Below are 23,600 nucleotides of genomic sequence, written 5' to 3' on the forward strand. Positions count from 1 at the left end.
GTAGCTTTTTTTTCGCCAGTGCTGTTTTTGTGGTTTCATAATTGACTATAATTAAATGATTAATTTTTAGTCAACCTATTTCAGGAAAGTTCATTATTCATAAGGTTAAACATAAAAAAAGGCAGTACAAGAAATACTACCTTTTTTAAAATTGTGAATTCAAATTCCTTTAATTGCAATTAACAGGTGAATCTTGCACGCTGCTTTGTGACTCGAAAAATTTACCAAGTTCTAAAAACCCTTTTACGGAGATATCGATATGACCTTGTTGTACATCTGTTACCACACCGTTAAAACCGCTAAATTGAATTTGAGACTGTAATAGTTCTCCAGAGACAGAACCATTTTCATCTGTAGCTGAAAGTCGTACGCGCTGTACAAACTGTACAATGGTATTATTATAAGTTTGAGCAACATCATATACGAGTGAAGCACTACCAGATGGAACGGTTACTGTACGTTGAAAAAATAAGGCTTCTTCTACCTCATTGATTTCTTCGTTAAACGTTGATGATTGTGTTGTAGCACTAAACCCTATTTCCTGAGTTGTACTTACTTCAGCATTATAAGTTGCACTGGTACCAAAAAAACCAGCTTCAAATTCGGTTCCTACTGTTGCAGTAAAACTCGAACTTACACTGCCTGTAAATGAAAAGCTTTCTTCCCATCCCAAAATGTTGGTGACTGTTTCTGTTTCATTAGTGCCAATAGTTTGTGATAATGTACCATTTCCGCAGTTAGTTAGCGTACTATTGGCACCGAAAGATGTGGTAGGTTCCGCCAAAATAGGTTGCAAACTAGTAATACCTAAATCTTGTACATTCCAATCCCATGTATTGGAGATTATTCTGAAATAACGTTCTACTCCAGAAGTACCCGCGGCAATTCCAACACCGCTTATGGTTTTAAAACTTTGACCTGTTAGTTTTGATTTAAAAATATATCGACCTTCTGATACTTTTTCGATTATAAATTTATAGTTTTCTACAGTTGATGCATTTAATACATCATCAAAATTATTGAAGCCAAACATTTTTACTAACCTATCAGATGCATTGCTTACAGCAACAAATTGTCCATAGGCTTCCAGTCTTATACCATAGGTGTTAAATTCGTTTGGGAATTTGAAAAAGTTAAAAATCATATCAGGCTCGCTAGAAATACCCTGAAAAGTTGTTCCAGAAGATATTGTTAAAATATCATCAAATCCAGAGTTTCTATTTACACGCATGGAATTGGCTAACGGAACGGCATTCTGATTAACTTCTTGAACATAGTAAGGTCTGTTTTCTGATAAACTAATGGTTTTATTTAGCTCCGTCTCTTCTAAGTTGGCAACATTAAGTTCCATTGGTGAATTTTGACTGTTAAAAACAACACCCGAGAATTCCTGCGAAATAATTTCATCATCATTTTCGTTGAGAATACTTACTGCAATGGGCACACCTTCGGTTAACTCAGCTTTAGCTGCTTCAGATAAATCTTTGTTAGACAATTTAATTTGACCTAAAAAAGAGAAGGTATTAAGGTCTAGGGTTTGCGAATAGTTTCCTGTATTAGCGGTAACATTTATGACAGCTTTGGATGGTCGATGTCCTTTTTTGGCAATGTTTCTTGCGTTTAAAACAAAACCAATTTCGCCATCGAAAGTTTCGAAATCATCAGCAGATACTCCAGCGGTTTCAATTAAATCGGTCTGTTCTTGAAGAGTATTTTCAGTAATATCTTCTTCTTTACTGCAATTTGTAGCAAATAACAATAAAGTTAATAAAACTATGTAGCTAAGTAAAGTGTTAATACGGTTCATATTTATTTAATTTTTGAGTTAAATTTTTTTAGAGATCATGGTTGCGCTTTAATTTTTTTTAGCGCCTAATAGTGCAAAAACATAATGATGCATTGCTTTAAATTCCATGACTATGCAAACGTAAACACCCGATTTTCAAATTCAAAAAAAGTACTGGGTACAAAATGGGTACAAAAGGTAAAAAACCTGTAAACAAAAGCGTTTTTAGAGATACTGCTTTAAAATATTGTAATTTAAATATTAATAACAGTAGCTTCTAAAGATTGATTAGAGTCTAATCCCATTTTTTTACGAAGGCGTTGTCTGGCTTTTTTGATGCCATCGCTAGAAATATTTAAAATATTGGCAATTTCTTTTGAGGATAGATTCATTTTTAAGAGAGCCATTAAGCGTAAATCGTTTTTGGTAATATTAGGAAATTGTTCTTGTGCTTTAGTGTTAAATTTTTTGTGTACTTCTTCAAAATAGCGTGAAAAATTTTCCCAGTTATTGTCATCCTGCAAGTCAAAATTAATAGTTTGGATGAGCATTTGATAACCTGGATCTGCATCTGCATCTTGTTTTAAGACTTTGGCTTTTTGTTTCAAATCATTTAAAACTTCATTCTTTTTAGCTAGATGGAGGGCATGCGTAGTGAGCTCTTTAGTTTTATATTCTAAATCAACTTCTGCCTTTTCTTTAGCGATTTTATTACGCCTGTTTCTTTGATAATAGGGATAAGCTGTAAATTAGAGCAGCAATTAAGCTTAGAGCTAATAAAATAAGCTGTAAACGACTAACTTTATTTTTGGTGTTTAAAAGCTCAATCTCATTTTCTTGAATCTTAATTTGTTGTTCTTTTTTTCTGTGTCATAGATTGTGCGTAACTCTTCAATTTCCTTTATTTTTTCTAGGTTATAAAGCGAGTCTTTTAATGTTGTATAAGTTTTATAGTCGATAAGAGCTCGTTCTGTTTGTCCTAGTTTTAAATAACTTTCATGTCTAATAAAATAACTGTCTTTTAGTGTACTTAAACTATTAAAATTATTCCCTATTTCTTCAGCTTTAGTAAGGAAGGTAATTGCCTTCTCATGTCTGTTGGTTTTGTTGTAAAGATCGCCTAAGTTATTTAAAATGATAGGTTTCCAATAGTCCTGATTGTTTTCATCCGCATTTTTTAGTGCTTCATTTAAATATTTCTGTGCTTCGCTATAATCTCCAGTTGCAGTAAAAACTTTTCCTAAATTATCTGATATCGTCCTTTTTATATTGATGAATTTAAATTCATTAGCTAAGGCAAGCCCTTGTTTAAGGGATTTAATAGATTTGTCATAATCTTTAAGATGATAGTATATAATACCAATATCGTTATGAGCTTCAGTGGTATAAAAATTATCGTCATTCTCTTTATATATGTTAAGAACCTTTTTTTTATACTCTAAGGATTTTTCAAAATTTCCTAAACTAAATTCGTTACTGCCAAGATGTGAAAACGCATCTGCCAATCGAATGGGTGTATCGGTCTTTTCTAATATGCTAATCGCTTTTAGACTGTTAATGATAGCCAACTTATAGTTACCCTTAGCGTCATAAATCATTGAAATAAAATCGTAAGCAGCACCTAATCTTACTGAATCTGGGAGTTTGTTTCGGTATAGGTCAATATCTTTGTAAGTGAGTTCTAATGCGATATCATGGTTGCCTCTGTATTGCTCAATTATAGCAATACCATGGTTAGACTTGCTCATGCCTCCATAGTTTTGTTTCTTTTCGAATAGCTCATAAGCTTGCTTATAATATACTATGGCAGAATCTAGTTGACCTATATTATTATAGTATACACCATAATTATACAAGCCATTTGCAATACCAACTTCATAATTTAATAGTTTTGAAACTCTAATCTCTTCATCAGCATAATACTTTCCTTTCTTCAGATCTTTATAAACAAAGTAATCAAAGAGATAATGAAGATTTGCGACTTTTGATGAGTCATTAGGTTGATTTTTAAGTATATTTAAAATGCTATCTACTTTTTTGGGATTTTTAACAAAATTTTGAGCATAACCTAAATGACATACTACAATAATAAGTGCTAAAGTGATTTTAAGTTTTTTCATGACTATAATATATAGATGAATAAAGATATTAATATTTAAATGAGTATAGAATTTAGAAGTAAGACAAAAGGGGTACATTTTAATTTTGGTAATAAATTTCAAAAAAAGCAAACAGAAAGGTTTACTTTTTTTACAACTAACATGAAATTAATTCTTTACAAAGTTTAAAATTTAATAAAAACAAATGATTTTACTATTAATTAGTATCTGTTAAAAACTATTCAAAAAATCTAAAATCATCAATCTAAAATCTGAAATCAATTGTTATTTTTGCACATGCAACACAACAAGGTATTAATCTTAGATTTCGGATCGCAATACACGCAACTTATTGCGCGTAGAGTTAGGGAACTCAACATCTATTGCGAAATTCACCCATTCAATAAAATTCCAACAGAAATAGAGAGTTATAAAGCTGTTATATTATCTGGTAGCCCAATGTCTGTACGTTCTGAAGATGCATTGCATCCAGATTTATCTCAAATTCGTGGTAAAAAGCCATTGTTAGGAGTGTGTTATGGAGCACAATACTTAGCGCATTTTTCTGGAGGTAAAGTAGCAGAATCTAATACTAGAGAATATGGAAGAGCCAATTTGGCTTATGTTAAAGATAATGAATTGTTTTTAGAACATATTTCTGAAGGTAGTCAAGTTTGGATGAGCCATAGTGATACCATTAAGCAATTACCAACAGGCGGACAACTTATTGCAAGTACACAAGATGTGGAAAATGCAGCATATAAAATTGAAGGCGAACAAACTTATGCGATTCAGTTTCACCCAGAAGTCTACCATTCTACAGATGGAAAGCAACTATTAGAAAACTTTTTGGTTAAGATAGCTGATGTAACTCCAGATTGGACACCAAATGCATTTGTTGAAGAAACGGTTGAAGCACTTAAAACACAATTAGGAGATGACAAAGTGGTATTAGGTTTATCTGGTGGAGTAGACTCTTCTGTAGCTGCAATGTTATTGCATAAAGCCATTGATAAAAATTTGTATTGCATCTTTGTAAATAACGGATTGCTTAGAAAAAATGAATTTACAGACGTTCTAAAACAATACGAAGGCATGGGACTCAACGTTAAAGGAGTAGATGCTTCGGCACGTTTTTTGGATGCTTTAGCAGGTGAGAGTGACCCAGAATTAAAACGAAAAGCTATAGGTCGAGTATTTATTGAGGTGTTTGATGATGAAGCACATTTAATTAATGATGTAAAATGGTTAGCACAAGGTACAATATATCCAGATGTTATAGAAAGTGTTTCGGCAACAGGAGGTCCTAGTGCAACAATAAAAAGTCATCATAATGTCGGTGGTTTGCCAGATTTTATGAAACTGAAAATTGTAGAACCTCTAAAAGCATTGTTTAAAGATGAGGTAAGACGTGTTGGTGCTTCTATGGATATGGATCCACAATTGCTTGGCCGCCATCCTTTTCCTGGACCAGGATTGGCAATTCGTATACTTGGAGATCTAACTGAAGAGAAAGTACGTATATTACAAGAGGTCGATGCTATTTTTATTGATAATCTACGTTCTTGGAGTTTATACGATAAGGTATGGCAAGCAGGAGCAATGTTATTGCCAGTAAATAGTGTAGGTGTTATGGGAGATGAACGTACTTACGAAAAATGTGTGGCATTGAGAGCTGTGGAAAGTACAGACGGAATGACGGCAGATTGGGTAAATTTACCGTATGAGTTTTTGCAAAAAACCTCAAATGAAATAATAAATAAGGTAAAAGGCGTTAATAGAGTAGTGTACGATATTAGTTCTAAACCACCTGCAACTATTGAATGGGAATAAATTTGTGACCAATTACGCAAATTTGTTTCATAATTATATAAACATTAAAACTATAAATGAAGAATTTTTTAGCTATTGTATTCATTGTTTTTTCGATTGGTATTAATGCACAAAATTATAGGACTCATAAGGTAAAGTCTGGCGAAACTATAGAGAGTATAGCCAAACAATATTTAGTAACTCCTTTTGATATTTTTGCGCTTAACCCAGATGCTAAAACAAGTTTTGGTGTTAATACAACGTTGATTATTCCTAAATCTAGAGTTAAACATACAGTTGCTCCGTCTGTAACCAAAGAGGTTATCGATTACAAAAGCCATAAGGTAAAACGTAAAGAAACCTTGTTTAGCTTATCGCAGAAGTATAGAGTATCTATAGATGAGATTAAAAAAGAGAACCCTAGGCTGTATTCTGAAAACCTTAAAAAAGGAGATCGAATTAGAATTCCACGCTTTAAAACTATAGTATCAAAACAAACGTTGAGTAATACTATAAAAATGTACGCTGTAAGACCTAAAGAAGGTAAATGGCGAATAGCTTATAAATTTGGTATTACGGTACCAGAATTAGAAGCTTTAAACCCAAATCTTAAAGAAGTATTGCAACCAGGAGATTTGGTAAATGTACCTAATATAGCAGGTAATGAAGAGAAAAAAGTTGATGAAACTACGTTTAATTATTATCAAGTAGAGAAGAGTGAAGGTTTTTTAGCTTTAGAACGTAAGTTAGGACTATCTCAAAACGAATTAGAAGCTTTAAACCCTGAGTTAAAAACAACTAGGTTAAAATTAGGCATGGTTTTAAAACTTCCGAGTGAGATAAACCATGGAGGAGCTTCAGAGTTAGAAGCTACCGATAAAACAGAACTTTATAGTAAAATTATTAACCGCTCAACAAAACGAATTGGTTTATTATTGCCATTTCGTTTAAACAGAATTGATTTAGACTCCATACAAGAAACCAAAGAGCTTATGCGCAAGGATCGTGTTATAGCTACAGCACTAGATTTTCATACTGGTGTGCTAATGGCGCTAGATTCGGCAAAGCAAATAGGTATTTCTACACAATTAAAGGTGGTTGATACTGAAGGTAGAAATTCTGAAATCGCAAAGATAGTTAGAGAAAATAATTTTTCAGATTATGACGCTGTTATAGGTCCAATGTTAACGCAAACGTTTAATCGTTTTTCTGAAGCTACGAAAAACAATAATGTTCCGTTAATAGCTCCACTATCTAAACCTGCTAAAGTTTATGACAATGTGTTTCAAACCATTCCTAATAAAGAGGTAATGTCTAAAAAGATTATTAGCTACTTTGAAGCTAATAGCGAAGATGCCAATATTGTAATTATAGCAGATCGAAGTCATAAAATTATAAGTAATTCTTTAAAACGTTCATTTCCTAAAGCAAGACAGTTTTATTCAGAATTGAATAAAGATGGTAAAGATGGATATTTTATTTTTCCAACAACCTTGCAAGAAGGAGTTTTTGTGCCAGGTAAAAATATTGTGTTTTTAGAAACTGAAAGCAAGGCTTTTACATCGAGTGTTATTAGCCTTCTTAACGGTTTATCTGTTGAAGATATAGAAATTGTATTAACAACTACAGATAAAAATAGAGCGTTTGAAAATGATGTAGACCATAACCATTTGTCACATTTAAAGTTTCATTTTGCATCACCAAATAAAAGTTATGATAGTGATGTGCCTAACGGTTTTGTTAAGCAGTATAAAAGAAAATACGGAGTGTCGCCAAACAAATATGTTACTAGAGGATTTGACATTACGTTAGATATTTTATTACGCTTGGCATCTTCTGATGGAAGTTTGTATGATGCTTCGGGTGATGAGATAGAAACCGAATACATTGAAAATAAATTTAGATATTCTAAAAATTTATTTGGCGGTTATGTCAACGAAGCGGTATACATTGTTAAATACGATAATCTTAAAATCGTAAATGTTAGCCAGTCTTCTATGAGACAATAATTTGAAATTAAATACCGTTTTCATTAGTGTTTAAGTCTAATTAAAACATCATCAATCAATGAGTTTAAAATTAATTATAGGTATTATAGCATTCCTATGTATTGGTAATTCACCAGAAGATGATACCATATCTTGGAATGAAAACCGTAAACTTACTTGGGCAGATTTTAAGGATCGTCCAAACCTAAATTCTGGAGCTGTGGCTTTAACAGCATCGGGTATTACATTTGGTTTTTCTATTCAAAAAAGTGGAGGAAAACCAGTAAGCTTTAATACTACTGTTGAATCCTTATTTTACCCTGATAAATCTTGGTATATCACAGAACGTGCTGATAGTTATATTTTAGGGCATGAGCAATTGCATTTTGATATTACAGAATTGCATGCACGTAAGTTTAGACAACAAATTAATGAGTTGAAAGTATCCTCTAATATAAGAGCAAAATTAAATAGATTACATACTTCAATTAATAAAGCTTCTGCGGCAATGCAAAATAAATACGATAGGGAAAGCAACCATTCTATTATAAAAGAAGCGCAATTGCGTTGGCAAAAATATATCGCTGCTGAATTAGAAGCGTTAGAAGAATTTAAATCTCAATAAATGCTCCAAGGTAATAGAGATGCATTAATTGAACTAGCGCATTACAAAATGCCCTTTGGTAAATATCAAGGTGAATACCTTATAGATATACCAGAATATTATTATACATGGTTTAAACAAAAAGGATTTCCTAAAGGGAAATTAGGAGGTATGATGCAGCAAATGCACGATATAAAAATTAATGGTCTTGAAGAACTAATCTATACGATAAAAAAACAGTATAAAAAATAGCACCTTTAAAATCCCTAATTGTTATTAACAATTAATTAAAATTAACCTAAATAGATTATATCCCTTTAACAAAATCTAAAAATACTTTTTTGTGTAATGCTAAATCCATATTTGGTGACAATGCCACACGAGCTATATAATCTTTATCACCTTCTTTAGTAGTGCCTTGGGTAGATGTTGCAGGTATTGTCCAATAGCAACCCTTTAATTGACCATAACTCACACAGTACTTACTTTCATTAGGGATTTTGGTTATCATTAAGTTAATTAACTTTAAGTTTAAAGCTCTTTTGTATACTTCTCGTTCTTCATCAGTATTTCCTTTAGTAGGCAGATCTAATGAAAATACAGATGGTGTAAAACCTTCTTCCGCTAATATTTCTGATACAAAATTAATCTTAGCTTCTGGTAAAACCTCAGTAATATAATTTACAAAGTCGCGCGTATTTCTATAGGCATCTGCAATACGTTGATTCATAGATGGTAATTGTTCTGCCAGAATTTTATATTGTAACGCTGTAGCTTCATTGTCACAAAGACCTAGATGTAATTCTATAGAATGCATTAAAGTTTCTGTCTTTTTATTACCAACACAGTAACCTGCTGTGCATTTTCCACCACTAGGGAATTTAGAACCACTAGCAAAAGAAATGGTACGCACTGTAGAAAGGATATCGTTATCTCCTAAAAAATGAACATTAGGACAAAAGGTTTGGTCTAAAATAAAAACAGGATCTATAGCTATTTCTCCAGTTGCAGTTTTGCGTTCTTGGCTTAAAACATCTCTTAGTTTTATTAGATCAGGAACTTCAACTCTTGGGTTTGTAGGAATTTCAGCAATAATATAAGGCACAGCATTTTCACTTGCAATTTTGGTTAAAACAGTATCGATACTTTTAACCATGTCGTTGCCACCATCTACAGGTAAATCTACAATATCGACATTGTCAATACAAGCAGCAATACGCCTTGCTTGGTCATTAGTACCTCCGTAACAGTTTGGTGGCACAATAATTTTAATGGCTTTACCTTTATGTTGCTCTAATGCATCATGGACTAATCCCATTAAAATGGCATACTGTATAGATAATCCGCTAGAGCTTACTAATGGTTTTGTATATGCATTAGTGATATTTGTAATAGTGTCTAAGACCTTTGTTTTGTCTGCTTGTTGTATAATAGAATCTTTTGTTTCAAATACGGTTTCCTTAGTTATAGCTTTTAAAACAGATAAAGTATTAGCAGGAGTCATTGCAATGGTCTCTCTGCGACGAACATGTTGAATTTCTGAAATGTAATCCTTGTTAATTTCTCCATTAACTATAATGATACTTCCAAGATTAGAAAGCATAGAGATATAGAAATCGATATTAGAATTAAGATCTATATTAGTTATAGTTTCATCTTGCGAAATAAAAATAGTACTGCCATTAAACTGAGAAACCTCATTAATGCTGTCGACTTTTACTAAATTAAACTGATACCCATAAATTGTTCTTATGATTTCTACATCGAAAGTTTCTGGGAGTTGTCCTGTATATACAATTTGAGTATTTGTATTAGCGAAACGATTTTTTCTAAGAACAGCTAAAATTGGAGCCGTCTTAGATGAAAAACTAATAACATTTTCTGGATGTATGTTATGTAAACATGCAATAGTCCATTCTAACACACAAGATAAAGGATGGCCTAACCGAATATAATCAAAAGCAGTAGGTAAATCATTTAATGCAGATGCTTCAGTATTATTACTGTTATATAAGATTTCAAACTGTTCTAGAAACTCAGTTTTAGCGAATGCTTCATTGTAAATATCGAGGCGATGTGTAGTTAGATTTAGCCAATCTGACGGCATATTTCTGATAACATCTTTAATATAGTTATGTATGTTTTGATCTTGCATTATTATCATCTTAATAGAAGTTGTTAATATACACTAATTAGACTTTTTTTAAAGTAATATGAGACGATTTGTTTTACTATTTCTAACAGTTAGTAGCATTAATTTATCAAGGTTAAAAACGTGTTGCTTGTTGATTTTAAAGTATTACTTATTTTAAGTCTTCAATTAAGACATGTTTCTTTTCAAAGAAATAAATTTGTTGTTCTATTTGATCTACTAAAAAGTTAGAATATGTTTTTTTAATAGTTTTTATAACTTCTTCAGTACCAGAATCGATATCTAATCGTATTATTTTAGTTTCTACTTTGTTGGCTGAAACAATTATTAGACTTCTATTGTTTTTTTGACCTGTTTTGATTCGATTAAAAATAGTACTCATATGAGAGTCTAAATCTAATTTGTTTAATTCTGTTAGATTACTTAAAGAATTTTGATACGATTGGTATGTGCCATAAATACCAGAAGATACCGTACTTAACAACCCTAAATCTTTTGAGACTAAAACCGTATTTAAAGTTTGTGTTACTTGATTGCCAACAAAGCCTAAAGCAGAGGTATAGGTTCCAAAACCTCTTTTTGTCCAATAAAATGCATCATCAAAGACATTAGTATTTGCAAGATAAGGATACTCTTTTCTGTAACGTAGTTGCCCTAAGAGATCGTAACAGAAATACGTATTGTTTTTATAAAGAAAATATCCGTTATCTATAATTCTTAGTTTTGGAGCTCCGCGTTTAAAATCAAAACCATTTACTAAAGCAGGTTTTTTTGTAAATGTTTTGTCAAAAATATAAAAGCTATTTTCACTATATAAAGGAACTCGACTGTTGCGCGTATCATCCCAAACTTTAAAACGTTGATCACTTATTTTTAGGTTTCGATCTAAAAAACTGGCAGAATTTAAGACGACGTCTTCTTTCCAGACTTTGGTCCCATTTTCTATGTTTACAATATTTGCCTTCGATGGAGTGATGTATAACGCTTGATTTTGATTTTCAATAATATGAATAGGATTTTCTTTAGAAGAAAAGGTTATTTTTATTTTCTCATCCCAAGCTTTCTTACCTTTATTATCTATTCTAACGAGGAATTTATCTTGTACAATTAAATAGCCATTACTTACAGGAACAATTTTTTTTATTAATGGTAAGGGTTCAGAACGCTTCCATTTTTTTGCACCTGTTTTTATATTTATAATGTTAAACCCTTTTGAGGTTATGGCTACTATTTTATCTTGATCTATAGCAGTATTAGAAATACTTCCCCATATTTTTACAGGAGCTTTCCATACGTTTTGAAGTGTTCTTGTGTCTAACGCATTAATTATGTTTTCTTCAGCTAATTTTTCAATTTCAAAAGTATTAGAAAACACAAAGAGAATATCTTTAGAACCATTTGTAGCTATGGAATTAATATCGTCTTGTTTATATAAAATTGCTCCAGTTTTACCATCAATTTTAATTAGGTGCTTGTTTTTAAGCCAATAGATGTTTTTCTCAATATCTAGTATAATTTTTTCCTCATCTAGCCAAGCTCCTTTTACAGTTTTAAAAAAATTAGATTCAACACCTTTAGTTTCCCAAATTTGCTTACCCGTTTCATAACTATATAGTGAAATGATGAATTCTTTATTTTTTATACCGTCAACTAATATTGCTTTTTTTTGCGGAAGTATTAAAGTATTGTTTACTGATTTAAAGCCTTCTTTTTCAGAATTAAAAAGTACTTTTCCTGTAACTACATTTAATAATTTTTTAGAAGCTCCTTGAGTATTAAAAGAATTAGAAATAACCTTAGAGTTAATTAATGGCTTTTGTGTAAAAAGTATAATAGGTGTATACGGAATTTCTGAATACTCAGAAAAACTAACTTTTTCAAAATCGTTATTTCTCCATAAAACCTGTTGTGTTTTAGGATCTATTGCAATAAGACTTTTCTTTGTCTTTACTAATAACGTTCCTGTATAATTGTTTAGAATTTGTTCTTTTACAGTATTCTGAAATTCAATTTTTTGCTGAGAGAAAACTTGTAGAGAACTACATATAATTATTAATAAAATTAATTTTTTAAGAGCCATTTATATTGCATCATTTTTTATTAAATATTATATAGTCCTATCTTTCTAGATTACTTACTAAACATTGTAACATTATTTTAGAAAATTAGGGCTTTTTACTTGTAGATAACTTTGCGTGTGTGATTAATTGCTTAGTTTGGAGCAAAATTAGCAAAAGAAAACGAACTAGAAGAAAACCCATAAGACTTTATAGACCAATATTTACTTGTTATGACATTTAAATTGTCTAATGGTTCTTAAAGTAGTTTTATAATAAACTCAACTTGTCTGTGTTTATAGTCATAATAATAAACTTATAGCTTTTCTTAAATCTTTTTAATTAGTTGCTTTCAATTAAAAGCTTAAAATGCAACACTTTCAGTGTTTATAAAAACAATCTGTCAACAAACCCCAAAGAAATCTTAAATAAGTCGTTTAATTTCGTAAATTTGCCTGCGTTTAACAACGCAACAATGACAACAAACCCTAAGTATATTTTTGTAACTGGCGGCGTGTCTTCTTCTCTCGGAAAAGGCATTATTGCAGCATCTTTAGCAAAACTTTTACAAGCACAAGGTTACAGAACTACCATCCAAAAATTAGACCCATATATTAATATAGATCCTGGGACATTAAACCCTTACGAGCATGGAGAATGTTATGTTACTGATGATGGAGCAGAAACGGATTTAGATTTAGGGCATTACGAGCGTTTTTTAAACGTACCAACCTCACAAGCAAATAACGTAACTACAGGTAAAATTTATCAAAGTGTTATTGATAAAGAACGTCGTGGTGAGTTTTTAGGAAAAACAGTACAGGTAATCCCACATATTACAGATGAGATAAAACATCGCATCCAAATTTTAGGAAATTCTGGAGATTATGATATTGTCATTACTGAAATTGGTGGAACTGTTGGTGATATAGAATCTTTACCTTATATAGAATCTGTACGCCAATTACAATGGGAATTGGGTGAAGATAATGCTTTAGTTATTCATTTAACTCTAGTGCCTTATTTGTCTGCAGCAGGAGAATTAAAGACTAAACCTACGCAGCATAGTGTAAAAACATTGATGGAAAGTGGAGTGCAGGCCGATATTTTGGTTTGTCGTACTGAACATGAACTTAGTGATGGTATTAAAACTAAATTGGCACGTTTTTGCAATGTAAAAAAGGAAGCTGTTATACAATCTATTGATGCATCTACCATTTACGATGTCCCTAATTTAATGCTAGACGAAGAATTAGACAAGGTAGTTTTGGCAAAATTGAATTTAAAAAGTGATGTCCCTAATTTAGACCGTTGGAATGCATTTTTAACTCGTCATAAAAACCCAAAAGGAGAAGTAACTATTGGTTTAATCGGTAAATATGTAGAACTTCAAGATTCGTATAAATCAATACTTGAAGCTTTTATACATGCAGGAGCAGAAAACGAAGTTAAGGTAAATGTAGAGTCGATACATTCTGAATATTTATCTAAAAATAATGTCGAAGAAAAACTAAGTCATTTAGATGGTGTTTTGGTAGCACCTGGTTTTGGTGAACGTGGTATAGAAGGTAAAATTGAAGCTGTGCGTTATGTGCGCGAACAAAATATTCCATTTTTAGGAATTTGTTTAGGAATGCAAATGGCAGTGATAGAATATGCTCGTAATATTCTTAATCTTGAAGGAGCAAATTCTACAGAAATGAATGAAGCTACTGCACATTCGGTTATTGACCTTATGGAATCACAAAAAGATGTGGTTAATAAAGGTGGTACCATGCGCTTAGGAAAATGGGATTGTCAGTTGGTAGAAGGCAGCATTGCGCATCAAACTTATGGTACGCTTAATATACAAGAGCGTCACAGACATCGTTATGAGTTTAATAACGATTTTAAAGCAGCTATTGAATCTGCAGGCATGAAAGCTACTGGGTTAAATCCAGATACAGGATTGGTTGAAATTGTAGAAATACCAAATCATAATTGGTTTGTAGGAGTACAATATCATCCAGAATATAAGAGTACTGTTGCCAATCCTCATCCGCTTTTTGTAGCTTTTATTAGTGCAGCTTTAAAGTATAAAACAACATAATAATGTGCCACTATGGCATAAATATAACTTTGGATAGTTTTTTGAGCTAACGAACTTGGTCGAATAAGATTGTCATGCTGAACTTGTTTCAGCATCTGATTGAAGATATATAAGAATTAAACAGATTACCGCTGTTGCGGCAAATTAATATGGAAGAAAAAAAATTAGACCTTAATTCAATTATTGGTTTTATCCTCATTTTTGGAATACTGATATGGATTATGTACAGCCAACAGCCAACTCCAGAAGAACTTGAATCACAAAAACAAGAAGAAGCTGCAAAAATAGAGGCTGATAAAAAAGCAGAAGCTGAAAAGCAAAAAGAAACTTTAGTAACAACACCTAAAGATTTCTCTAATGTCCCAGCAAACGATTCATTACAGCGTATTGCATTACAAAACAAATTAGGTTCATTTGCTTATGCATCGACATTACCATCTGCATCTGGAGGAGAAACTGTTGTTGAAAATGAAGTATTAGCATTAAAATTTAATAATAGAGGCGGTCACCTTTCCGAAGTAAGATTAAAACAATTTGTTAATTACGATAAAGATCCAATTTACCTAGTTAAAGATGGTAACTCTAGTTTCAATATTAATTTCGGAACAACTGATAACAGAACGTTAAATACAAAGGATCAACCTTTTCAATCTAAGGTTACTAAAAATGGAGACAATACTGTAGTTTCTATGAAACTTAAAGTATCAGAAACTCAATTTTTAGAATACCGTTATGAGTTAAAGCCTAATGATTATATGATTGATTTTACAATCCGTTCTCAAGGTTTAGATAACGTTATTAATGGTTCTCAAGACATTAATTTAGATTGGACACAGAAAGGTTATCGACACGATAAAAGTATCACTTATGAAAATCGATATACACGTTTAACCTATCAGCATGAAGGTGATAAGATTGACAAGTTATCTCAATTAAGTGATGACGAAGAAATTGAGGCCAATGTAGATTGGTTATCTTACAGACAACATTTTTTTAGTTCTATTCTTGTTCCAGATGCACCATTTAAAACCGCAAGTTTAATTTCTAAGGATTTAATTGAAGATGCTGATGTAGATACCGTATATACTAAACAATACACGTCTAAGTTACCATTAGAGTTTAAGGCAGGTGAAATTAATGCACCAATGGGTCTGTACTATGGGCCAACAGATAGTAAAGTTTTAAAAACTTATGAGAAGAATTTAGAAGAAAGTATTCCTTTTGGTTGGGGTATTTTTGGTTGGATTAACAAAGCAATATTTATTCCATTATTTGGTTTTTTAAGTAGCTTTTTACCTTATGGTTTAGCCATTATAGTAATGACGATTTTGGTGAAAATGCTATTGTCGTTTGTACAATACAAGCAGTTTTTGTCTCAAGCAAAGATGAAAATTTTAAAACCTGAGTTAGATGCTATTCGTGCTAAGCATAAAGACAATAAGTTAAAAGCACAGCAAGAAACTATGGCATTACAAAATAAAGCTGGTGCAAGTCCATTAAGTGGTTGTTTGCCAGGTTTAATGCAGATTCCGGTTTTTTATGCGTTATTTATGTTCTTCCCAACAGCTTTCGATTTAAGGCAGAAAAGCTTCTTATGGGTTGATGATTTAAGTTCATACGATATTATATATGAATTTCCTCCAGGATTCAGCATACCATTATATGGAGATCATATCAGTTTATTTCCAATATTGGCAGCCATTGCTATTTTCTTTTACATGAAAATGACAACAGGTCAACAAATGGCATCGCAACCAACACAAGAAGGTATGCCTGATATGGGTAAAATGATGAAGTACATGATATACTTCTCTCCATTACTAATGTTATTTTTCTTTAACCAATATGCTTCAGGATTGAGTTTGTATTACTTCATTTCTAACCTTATTAGTATTGGTATTATGTTAGTGATTAAAAACTATATTATTGATGAAGAAAAAGTGTTAGCAAAAATACAAGTAAGCAAAGCTAAGCCAAAGAAAGAAAATCGTTTTCAACGTAAAATGAAAGAAATGATGGAACAGGCTGAACAACAAAAACAGGCTCAACAAAAGAAAAATAAAAAATAAATTTTCTCAAAAGCCCAACATATAAAAACCGTTTAGAAGATATCTAAACGGTTTTTTAACTTTTCTGAAATAAATTTCATTCTTTTGAGTTTTAAAAAGTTAAAAGGCAATCAAAATGTTTAAACAAAAAAACATACTAATAATAATTTCAATATTTGCAACTGCACTTGGTTTTACGCAAAGCAATATTAATCAGGTTGACGATGAAGGAAAGCGCCATGGAAGATGGGCAAAATATTATGAAGGAAAAAAAGCGCTTAGGTACGAAGGTCAATTTCTGCATGGTAAAGAAATAGACACCTTTAAATACTACAAATTAAGCAATGGTAAAAGTGTTTTAAGTGCAATTAAAGTATTTAATAATTCCGATAATACTGCTGAGGTTACATTTATGGCATCAAATAAAAAAGTGGTAAGTGAAGGCAAAATGGATGGGAAAAACTTTATTGGTAAATGGGTGTATTATCATAGACGATCATCAGCTAAAATGATTGTTGAAAATTACGATGATTCAGGTCAACTTAATGGGACTCGTACTGTGTATTATGAAAACGGTATAGTGGCTGAACAAACAGTCTATAATAATGGCAAACGCAACGGGTTATATAAATCATTCTCAGAGAATAATAAGTTACTACAAGAGTCCATCTATAAAGACGATAAACTAGATGGTGCTACGATATATTACGATGCAGATGAAAAGGTGAGAGCAAAAGGATTATACACTCTAAATTTAAAATCTGGGATTTGGGAGTATTTTGAAAATGGGGTTTTAATAAGAAAAGTAGACCATGATGAAGATAAAGTGATTTACAAAAAACAATAGCTTTTATCTATATAATCTATAGGGTTTAGAAATGGTAATCGTATATAGATTGCCTTTTTTATTTTGTAAATTTGCCGGAGTTTTTCGACCAAATCAGCCTGTCAAATCGAGTTCAGTCGAAATGCTTTAAAATGAATTTAATCTAAAAAATCATCTCGCTAATTATTGAGATGAGAAGAAAATGAATAAAAAACGGGTCATTGTAGGACTTTCAGGAGGAGTAGACTCTAGTGTTGCAGCCTATTTATTAAAGAAGCAAGGCTATGAGGTTATTGGCCTTTTTATGAAAAATTGGCATGACGATTCAGTAACTATTTCTGATGAATGTCCTTGGCTAGATGACAGTAATGACGCTATGTTAGTGGCAGATAAATTAGGTATTCCTTTTCAAACTGTAGATTTAAGTGAGCAATACAAAGAGCGTATTGTAGACTATATGTTTAAGGAATACGAAAGCGGTAGAACACCAAACCCAGATGTGCTTTGTAATAGAGAGATTAAGTTTGATGTTTTTATGGACATTGCTTTAGAGTTAGGAGCAGACTATGTAGCTACTGGTCATTATTGTCGTAAGGGAACATTAGAAACAAATGGCGAACAAGTACATCAACTCTTGGCAGGTGTAGATAATAATAAAGATCAATCGTATTTTTTGTGTCAGTTATCTCAAAAACAACTCGCAAAAGCATTATTCCCTATTGGTGAGTTAACAAAACCTGAGGTTAGAGCTATTGCTAAAGCACAAAATTTAATAACAGCAGAAAAGAAGGATTCTCAAGGCTTGTGTTTTATAGGCAAAGTGAGATTACCAGAATTTCTACAACAAAAATTAAAACCAAAAGAAGGAGTTATAGTTGAGGTGCCAGAAGATAAAGCGTATTATTCTAATCCGCTACCAAAATTTCATTCAAAAGAAAACGAATTAGAATTTAAATCTAAAAAACAAGAGTATTCAATTTCTGAAGGTAAAGTTGTTGGTAAACATCAAGGTGCGCATTATTTTACAAAAGGACAACGTAAAGGCTTAAATGTAGGTGGAACCAAAGAACCTCTTTTTGTTATTGACACAGACGTTAATGAAAATGTTATTTATACAGGACAAGGTAAAAGTCATCCAGGATTGTACCGTTCGGTTTTATTTGTAACTAATGAAGATTTGCATTGGATTCGTGAAGACTTAGAATTAAATGAAGGAGAAACATTAGCGGTCAAAGCCCGAATTCGTTACCGTCAACCATTAGAAAATGCAACTTTGCATAAAGTATCTTCAGGATTATATGTAGAATTTGCAACTGCACAATCTGCAATTACTGAAGGTCAATTTGTGGCTTGGTATTCTAATGATGAGTTATTAGGTTCGGGAGTTATTTCATAAAAAAATATTATTGTGTGTGATACTGTCTCGATAGCCATCGCGATTGTTTAAGTAAAGTCAGAAATCGATATTAAGTTTATTTTATATCAGGGATTCATTACATTTATACCTTTCAAAAAAGCAGATAGCGCATGGAGAATAGAATTACCAAATTATTCAATATAAAACATCCAATTATTCAAGCCGGAATGATTTGGAATAGTGGATGGCGTTTAGCTTCAGCAGCGAGTAATTCAGGAATTTTAGGACTTATAGGTGCCGGTTCTATGTATCCAGATGTGTTGCGAGAACATATTCAAAAATGCAAAGCAGCAACGGATAAACCGTTTGGAGTCAATGTACCGATGTTATATCCAAACATTGAAGAGATTATGGATATCATTGTAGAAGAAGGTGTGAAGATTGTTTTTACTTCTGCAGGAAATCCTAAAACATGGACCTCTTGGTTACAAGAACGAGGTATTACTGTGGCTCATGTTGTAAGTAGTGTGAAATTTGCATTAAAAGCACAAGCGGCAGGAGTTGATGCTGTAGTTGCTGAAGGCTTTGAAGCTGGTGGACATAATGGTAGAGATGAAACAACAACATTAACATTAATACCAATGGTTAAAGAGCAGTTGCAAATTCCGCTAATAGCTGCCGGAGGTATAGCTACAGGAAAGGCCATGTTAGCTTGTATGGTTTTAGGTGCAGATGCTGTGCAAGTTGGTAGCCGTTTTGTAGCCAGTGAAGAATCCTCGGCACATCAAGCATTTAAACAAATTGTTGTCGATGCCAAAGAAGGAGATACACAATTAACATTAAAAGAATTGGCACCAGTACGACTCATTAAAAACAAATTCTACAACGATTTACAAAAGCTTTATAAAACCTCACCAACACCAGAGCAACTAAAAGAGTTACTTGGTAGAGCTAGAGCAAAACGTGGTATGTTTGAAGGAGATTTAGAAGATGGAGAACTAGAGATTGGGCAAATTTCAGGATTGATTCACGATATAAAACCAGTTTCAGAAATTGTTGAAGACATGATTTCTGAGTTTGAAGACGCTAAATCTAATATCATAGATTTGTAGGCCTTAACAATCAAAGAGATTATAATTCACAATCTTTAATTACGGATAAGAAAGGTCTTTAGGTTTTTATACCGATAAAGTGAACCTTTCACTTGGCCAACTTATTCAACTATAATTTATAAATACTGCCAAATTAAGGCTGATTTATGTTGAAAGTATTACATGTATTTCTCGCAACCTTGGCTTTGAAAAATCTAATCATTTCTTAAGCTTATTTAAATATTACTCCAGCCTCACATTAACCGAATTTAAAACTAAAACACAATTAGTAGTCTTTTTTTGTAGCGTTATTCTTTTATTTCTCACAGATCTTTGCATCATAATAATTTAATAAAAACAACAATTTTAGGACTTGCATTAGTAGTAAGTTCAACAGTATTTGCACAAGATAATAAAGCAAATAACATTGATAATAGTAATATAGCTTTATTAGGTTATAGTCCTGTGTCATATTTAGACTTAGGCTTAGCACAACGTGGAAACAAAGCTTATAAATCTGAATATAACAAAGTGATATACTATTTTACATCAGCAGATCAGAAATCTACATTTGATAAGAACCCAACGAAGTATATGCCTCAATATGGCGGTTTCTGTGCATTTGGAACTTACGCAGGTGCAAAGTTTAGAGTAGATCCTTCTAAATTTATTGTAGAAGATGGGAAGTATTACCTGTTTTTAAACAATGTAGAGTTAGATGCTAAACAATTATGGTTAGCAGAAAACAACCATAACAAATTAAAAGGTGTTGCTGACAAGAACTGGCAAAAGCTTAGTAAGACTTATAATTAATAGTTGGTTAGTAGTAGTGAAAGAACCTGTTTCTAGTGGGTTAGAAAAGAGTAAACTTTATAGTTTGCTCTTTTTATTTTAAAAGATTCATATAGAGAGAATAATATAGAATAAAACCAATTGTAAAAAGTACAATTAAAGATTATTTTTTTGTAGCATGTATGATATAGTAATTTGAGAATTTTGTTACGTAATAATTAAAACTTAAAAAATTATGAAGTTTGTAACAAAAAGAATACATGCGTTTTTGGATTATCCAGTGGCAGTGGCATTAATGGTACTACCATTTGTATTAGGTTTAGGTAGCTCAAACCCTTTAGCACTACAATTATCTGTAGGAACAGGTGTAGCAGCATTTTTATTAACTGTATTAACGGATCATCATTTAGGGATTTTTAGAGTAGTCTCATATAAAATGCATTTGATCGTTGATTTTTTAGTAGCAGTAGTATTTATACTTGCACCTTTTATTTTTTCATTTGAAGGTATTGATGCCTATTACTATTGGATTAATGGAGGGGCAGTATTGACAGTAGTAAGTCTACATAAACCAGAAGTTATTACTACTTGATTAAAATAACTAATGTGATGCCCATATCGAATATTGAGTATATAGATATAGCTCTATCAATCGCATATGATTGTATTAATGATGATGGAAGATACCCTTTTGGTACTATAGTTGTCAAAGACAACAAAATAGTTGGTATAGGAAAAGAAGCTACACGTGTCAAGAATGATCCAACTGCACATTCAGAAATTGAAGCGATAAGAGATGCATGTAAAAATCTTAATACATCAAACTTAAAAGGGTGCATAGTTTATACAAGTTGTGAACCATGTTCAATGTGTTTATCGGCATTATTTTGGTCTAATATTGATGCTGTTTATTATGCATGTTCTAGGGAAGATGTATTTAAATTAGGGTTTCCAGATAGGTTTGAATTAATAGAAAAAAGAAAAAACTTGGATAAAACGGTTAATTTAAAAACAATAAAAATGATTCAACTTAAGAGTATTGAGGGTGTTGAAGTTTTTAAACAATGGAAGTTGGCTAAAAAAGTATCAGTATAGATTTAAATAATAAATAAGCTCTTTAAATAATTAAACAATTATGTATAGTATAATTGGAGGTGGAATATGCGGTTTAACTACAGCATTAGCTTTTGAAAAATTAGGAATTGAGTATAAGCTTTATGAAAAAGCTGAAGAATTAATTCCTGTTGGCGCAGGAATTTTACTTCCGCCTAACGCGTTGCAAGTATATGATTGGTTGGAGATATTAGAGGATATAAAGCAAAAAGGGAGTGAGATGAGACGTATTACTTTGACGAAGTCGGATATGTCACCTTTGTTCGATTATATTCAAGATGATATTAAAGAAAAATACGGATTTTATTCTGTTTCTATACATCGTTGGGAGCTACAAAACATATTACTTCAAAAAATTCCAAAGCATAAAATACATCTAAATAAATCTTTTGCAAGTTATAAAACATCTGAAAAAAAAGTAGAGCTATTCTTTCATGATGGAAGTAAGGTAGAAACCGATTATATAATTGGAGCAGATGGTATTCATTCTAGAATTAGAAAACAACTTTTTCCTAAAAGTAAAATTAGATATTCAGGACAAACGTGTTGGAGAGGCATATGTGATTATAAGAACATTTCTAATGAATATCAATACAGAGGTATAGAAATGTGGGGAAAAGAACTAAGGTTTGGCATTACTAAGATTGAGAAAGATAAATTTTACTGGTTTGCTGTTATTAAAAGTAAATCAAACCTGAAAGATAATCTATTAACTATTAAAAGTGAATTATCCGATACCTTTAATGATTTTCATCCAATAGTTAATCATTTAATAGATAAAACATCGATAACAAATATTATAAGAAGCGATTTATATGATGTAAATCCAATGCCTAATTGGTACAGAGGAAATATATGTTTAATAGGTGATGCTGCTCATGCCACAACTCCTAATATGGGACAAGGTGGTGCTCAAACTATTGAAGATGCGTATTTTCTGGCAAATGCAATTAAAAGAGAGCAACCTGATAATGTTTTTAATGTTTTTCAAAAAAAGAGAATTAATAAAGTTAACCAGATAGTGAAACAATCTTTAATGATGGGAAAAATAGGACATCTAAAATATTTTGAATCACTCAGAAGCTTTATTATAAAAGCAATTCCTTCATCATTATTTAAACTGAGGTGGAGAACTGTATATAAATTAGGCTAAATAATGATGCATATATGAATGAATTACTATCAGAAATAAGTCGATGTAACATATGTGAAAAAGTTTTACCATTGGGACCTAGACCCATAGTTGCTGCACACTCGAAGAGTAAAATATTAATTATTGGACAAGCACCAGGATCAGTTGTACATAAAACGGGAATACCTTGGGATGATAAGAGTGGTGATAATTTAAGAAAATGGATGGGTATTGATGATTCTGTTTTTTATGATGCTGAGAAAATAGCATTAATTCCAATGGGATTTTGTTATCCAGGAAGAGGAAAAACAGGAGATAATCCACCAACAAAAAAGTGTGCACCAAAGTGGCACAACCCAATAATTGATCAAATAGAAAGCCCTAAACTTATTTTACTGATTGGTAAATATGCTCAAGACTATTATTTAAATAATAAATCCAAGAAAACATTAACAGAGAACGTTAAAAATTATCAAGATTATCTTCCTAAATATTTCGTGTTACCGCATCCTTCTCCAAGGAATAATATTTGGCAAGCTAAAAATGAGTGGTTTGCAAAAGATGTATTACCATCATTAAAACAAAAAATACAACAAGCGTTTTAGATGAAGTTTTAATTAATAACTATTGTACACATAATAAATAGTGATTTTT

19 protein-coding genes are annotated in these 23,600 nt (G+C 31.7%); 14 read left to right on the forward strand and 5 right to left on the reverse strand.

Annotated features, from left to right (window positions below; translation table 11 throughout):
• Positions 1–169: 169 nt before the first annotated feature.
• The 3 genes from K8Z87_RS12395 to K8Z87_RS12405 all read right to left on the reverse strand — a co-directional run bounded on the left by K8Z87_RS12395 (position 170) and on the right by K8Z87_RS12405 (position 3,906).
• Positions 170–1,807: a hypothetical protein gene (locus K8Z87_RS12395; protein WP_227477891.1), complete on the reverse strand. Its 1,638-nt coding sequence runs from the start codon at positions 1,805–1,807 to the stop codon at positions 170–172.
• Positions 1,808–2,040: 233 nt separating this feature from the next.
• A complete protein-coding gene (locus K8Z87_RS12400) occupies positions 2,041–2,394 on the reverse strand; it encodes a helix-turn-helix transcriptional regulator (protein WP_227477892.1) in 354 nt (117 codons plus the stop codon).
• Positions 2,395–2,601: 207 nt separating this feature from the next.
• Entirely contained in the window at positions 2,602–3,906 is a 1,305-nt protein-coding gene (locus tag K8Z87_RS12405; RefSeq protein ID WP_227477893.1) for a tetratricopeptide repeat protein, read from the reverse strand.
• Between the two features lie 276 nt (positions 3,907–4,182).
• On the opposite strand from K8Z87_RS12405, the gene guaA reads away from it, so the two are divergent.
• The 4 genes from guaA to K8Z87_RS12425 are packed head-to-tail and all read left to right on the forward strand — an operon-like array spanning position 4,183 to position 8,541.
• Positions 4,183–5,718, forward strand: coding sequence for a glutamine-hydrolyzing GMP synthase (gene guaA / locus K8Z87_RS12410; protein ID WP_227477894.1), 1,536 nt, complete (start codon positions 4,183–4,185; stop codon positions 5,716–5,718).
• 56 nt (positions 5,719–5,774) lie between these two features.
• Entirely contained in the window at positions 5,775–7,706 is a 1,932-nt protein-coding gene (locus K8Z87_RS12415; RefSeq protein ID WP_227477895.1) for a LysM peptidoglycan-binding domain-containing protein, read from the forward strand.
• 58 nt (positions 7,707–7,764) lie between these two features.
• Positions 7,765–8,310: a DUF922 domain-containing protein gene (locus K8Z87_RS12420; RefSeq protein ID WP_227477896.1), complete on the forward strand. Its 546-nt coding sequence runs from the start codon at positions 7,765–7,767 to the stop codon at positions 8,308–8,310.
• Positions 8,311–8,541: a DUF3820 family protein gene (locus K8Z87_RS12425; RefSeq protein WP_227477897.1), complete on the forward strand. Its 231-nt coding sequence runs from the start codon at positions 8,311–8,313 to the stop codon at positions 8,539–8,541.
• 55 nt (positions 8,542–8,596) lie between these two features.
• Here the strand turns inward: K8Z87_RS12425 and K8Z87_RS12430 are convergent, their stop codons facing one another.
• Both K8Z87_RS12430 and K8Z87_RS12435 read right to left on the reverse strand, forming a co-directional pair.
• Complete coding sequence (locus tag K8Z87_RS12430) at positions 8,597–10,444, reverse strand: PLP-dependent aminotransferase family protein (RefSeq protein ID WP_227477898.1); 1,848 nt, start codon at positions 10,442–10,444, stop codon at positions 8,597–8,599.
• Between the two features lie 148 nt (positions 10,445–10,592).
• Positions 10,593–12,521 carry an outer membrane protein assembly factor BamB family protein gene (locus tag K8Z87_RS12435; protein WP_227477899.1) on the reverse strand — a complete coding sequence of 643 codons (1,929 nt, stop codon included), beginning with the start codon at positions 12,519–12,521 and terminating at the stop codon, positions 10,593–10,595.
• A gap of 452 nt (positions 12,522–12,973) precedes the next feature.
• On the opposite strand from K8Z87_RS12435, the gene K8Z87_RS12440 reads away from it, so the two are divergent.
• From K8Z87_RS12440 to K8Z87_RS12485, 10 genes are all read left to right on the forward strand, one after another.
• Positions 12,974–14,587 (forward strand): CTP synthase, encoded by a 1,614-nt coding sequence (locus K8Z87_RS12440; protein WP_227477900.1) that lies wholly within the window; start codon positions 12,974–12,976, stop codon positions 14,585–14,587.
• 149 nt (positions 14,588–14,736) lie between these two features.
• Positions 14,737–16,656 (forward strand): membrane protein insertase YidC, encoded by a 1,920-nt coding sequence (gene yidC / locus K8Z87_RS12445; RefSeq protein ID WP_227477901.1) that lies wholly within the window; start codon positions 14,737–14,739, stop codon positions 16,654–16,656.
• Between the two features lie 115 nt (positions 16,657–16,771).
• A complete protein-coding gene (locus tag K8Z87_RS12450) occupies positions 16,772–17,482 on the forward strand; it encodes a toxin-antitoxin system YwqK family antitoxin (protein ID WP_227477902.1) in 711 nt (236 codons plus the stop codon).
• Positions 17,483–17,663: 181 nt separating this feature from the next.
• The gene (gene mnmA / locus K8Z87_RS12455) at positions 17,664–18,857 is read left to right on the forward strand and encodes a tRNA 2-thiouridine(34) synthase MnmA (RefSeq protein ID WP_227477903.1); all 1,194 of its coding nucleotides are present in this window, start codon (positions 17,664–17,666) and stop codon (positions 18,855–18,857) included.
• A 131-nt stretch (positions 18,858–18,988) separates the two neighbouring features.
• Positions 18,989–19,930: an NAD(P)H-dependent flavin oxidoreductase gene (locus K8Z87_RS12460; RefSeq protein WP_227477904.1), complete on the forward strand. Its 942-nt coding sequence runs from the start codon at positions 18,989–18,991 to the stop codon at positions 19,928–19,930.
• 312 nt (positions 19,931–20,242) lie between these two features.
• Positions 20,243–20,722, forward strand: coding sequence for a YHS domain-containing (seleno)protein (locus K8Z87_RS12465; RefSeq protein WP_227477905.1), 480 nt, complete (start codon positions 20,243–20,245; stop codon positions 20,720–20,722).
• 214 nt (positions 20,723–20,936) lie between these two features.
• On the forward strand, positions 20,937–21,293 hold the full coding sequence (locus tag K8Z87_RS12470) for a hypothetical protein (protein WP_227477906.1): 357 nt from the start codon (positions 20,937–20,939) through the stop codon (positions 21,291–21,293).
• Positions 21,294–21,310: 17 nt separating this feature from the next.
• Entirely contained in the window at positions 21,311–21,796 is a 486-nt protein-coding gene (locus tag K8Z87_RS12475) for a nucleoside deaminase (RefSeq protein ID WP_227477907.1), read from the forward strand.
• 40 nt (positions 21,797–21,836) lie between these two features.
• Positions 21,837–22,967 (forward strand): FAD-dependent monooxygenase, encoded by a 1,131-nt coding sequence (locus K8Z87_RS12480; protein ID WP_227477908.1) that lies wholly within the window; start codon positions 21,837–21,839, stop codon positions 22,965–22,967.
• Positions 22,968–22,981: 14 nt separating this feature from the next.
• Complete coding sequence (locus K8Z87_RS12485; RefSeq protein ID WP_227477909.1) at positions 22,982–23,551, forward strand: uracil-DNA glycosylase family protein; 570 nt, start codon at positions 22,982–22,984, stop codon at positions 23,549–23,551.
• Positions 23,552–23,600 lie beyond the last annotated feature (49 nt).

Source organism: Winogradskyella immobilis, assembly GCF_021887715.1.
Classification (GTDB): Bacteria; Bacteroidota; Bacteroidia; order Flavobacteriales; family Flavobacteriaceae; genus Winogradskyella; species Winogradskyella immobilis.

Bases quoted from the DNA above. Each gene is read 5' to 3' on its own strand.
- K8Z87_RS12430 (WP_227477898.1), bottom strand. From the start codon at position 10,444: ATGCAAGATCAAAACATACATAACTATATTAAAGATGTTATCAGAAAT.
- K8Z87_RS12415 (WP_227477895.1), top strand. From the start codon at position 5,775: ATGAAGAATTTTTTAGCTATTGTATTCATTGTTTTTTCGATTGGTATT.
- K8Z87_RS12420 (WP_227477896.1), top strand. From the start codon at position 7,765: ATGAGTTTAAAATTAATTATAGGTATTATAGCATTCCTATGTATTGGT.
- K8Z87_RS12485 (WP_227477909.1), top strand. From the start codon at position 22,982: ATGAATGAATTACTATCAGAAATAAGTCGATGTAACATATGTGAAAAA.
- K8Z87_RS12440 (WP_227477900.1), top strand. From the start codon at position 12,974: ATGACAACAAACCCTAAGTATATTTTTGTAACTGGCGGCGTGTCTTCT.
- K8Z87_RS12405 (WP_227477893.1), bottom strand. From the start codon at position 3,906: ATGAAAAAACTTAAAATCACTTTAGCACTTATTATTGTAGTATGTCAT.
- K8Z87_RS12425 (WP_227477897.1), top strand. From the start codon at position 8,311: ATGCTCCAAGGTAATAGAGATGCATTAATTGAACTAGCGCATTACAAA.
- K8Z87_RS12470 (WP_227477906.1), top strand. From the start codon at position 20,937: ATGAAGTTTGTAACAAAAAGAATACATGCGTTTTTGGATTATCCAGTG.
- yidC (WP_227477901.1), top strand. From the start codon at position 14,737: ATGGAAGAAAAAAAATTAGACCTTAATTCAATTATTGGTTTTATCCTC.
- K8Z87_RS12450 (WP_227477902.1), top strand. From the start codon at position 16,772: ATGTTTAAACAAAAAAACATACTAATAATAATTTCAATATTTGCAACT.
- guaA (WP_227477894.1), top strand. From the start codon at position 4,183: ATGCAACACAACAAGGTATTAATCTTAGATTTCGGATCGCAATACACG.
- K8Z87_RS12480 (WP_227477908.1), top strand. From the start codon at position 21,837: ATGTATAGTATAATTGGAGGTGGAATATGCGGTTTAACTACAGCATTA.
- K8Z87_RS12435 (WP_227477899.1), bottom strand. From the start codon at position 12,521: ATGGCTCTTAAAAAATTAATTTTATTAATAATTATATGTAGTTCTCTA.
- mnmA (WP_227477903.1), top strand. From the start codon at position 17,664: ATGAATAAAAAACGGGTCATTGTAGGACTTTCAGGAGGAGTAGACTCT.
- K8Z87_RS12475 (WP_227477907.1), top strand. From the start codon at position 21,311: ATGCCCATATCGAATATTGAGTATATAGATATAGCTCTATCAATCGCA.
- K8Z87_RS12460 (WP_227477904.1), top strand. From the start codon at position 18,989: ATGGAGAATAGAATTACCAAATTATTCAATATAAAACATCCAATTATT.
- K8Z87_RS12395 (WP_227477891.1), bottom strand. From the start codon at position 1,807: ATGAACCGTATTAACACTTTACTTAGCTACATAGTTTTATTAACTTTA.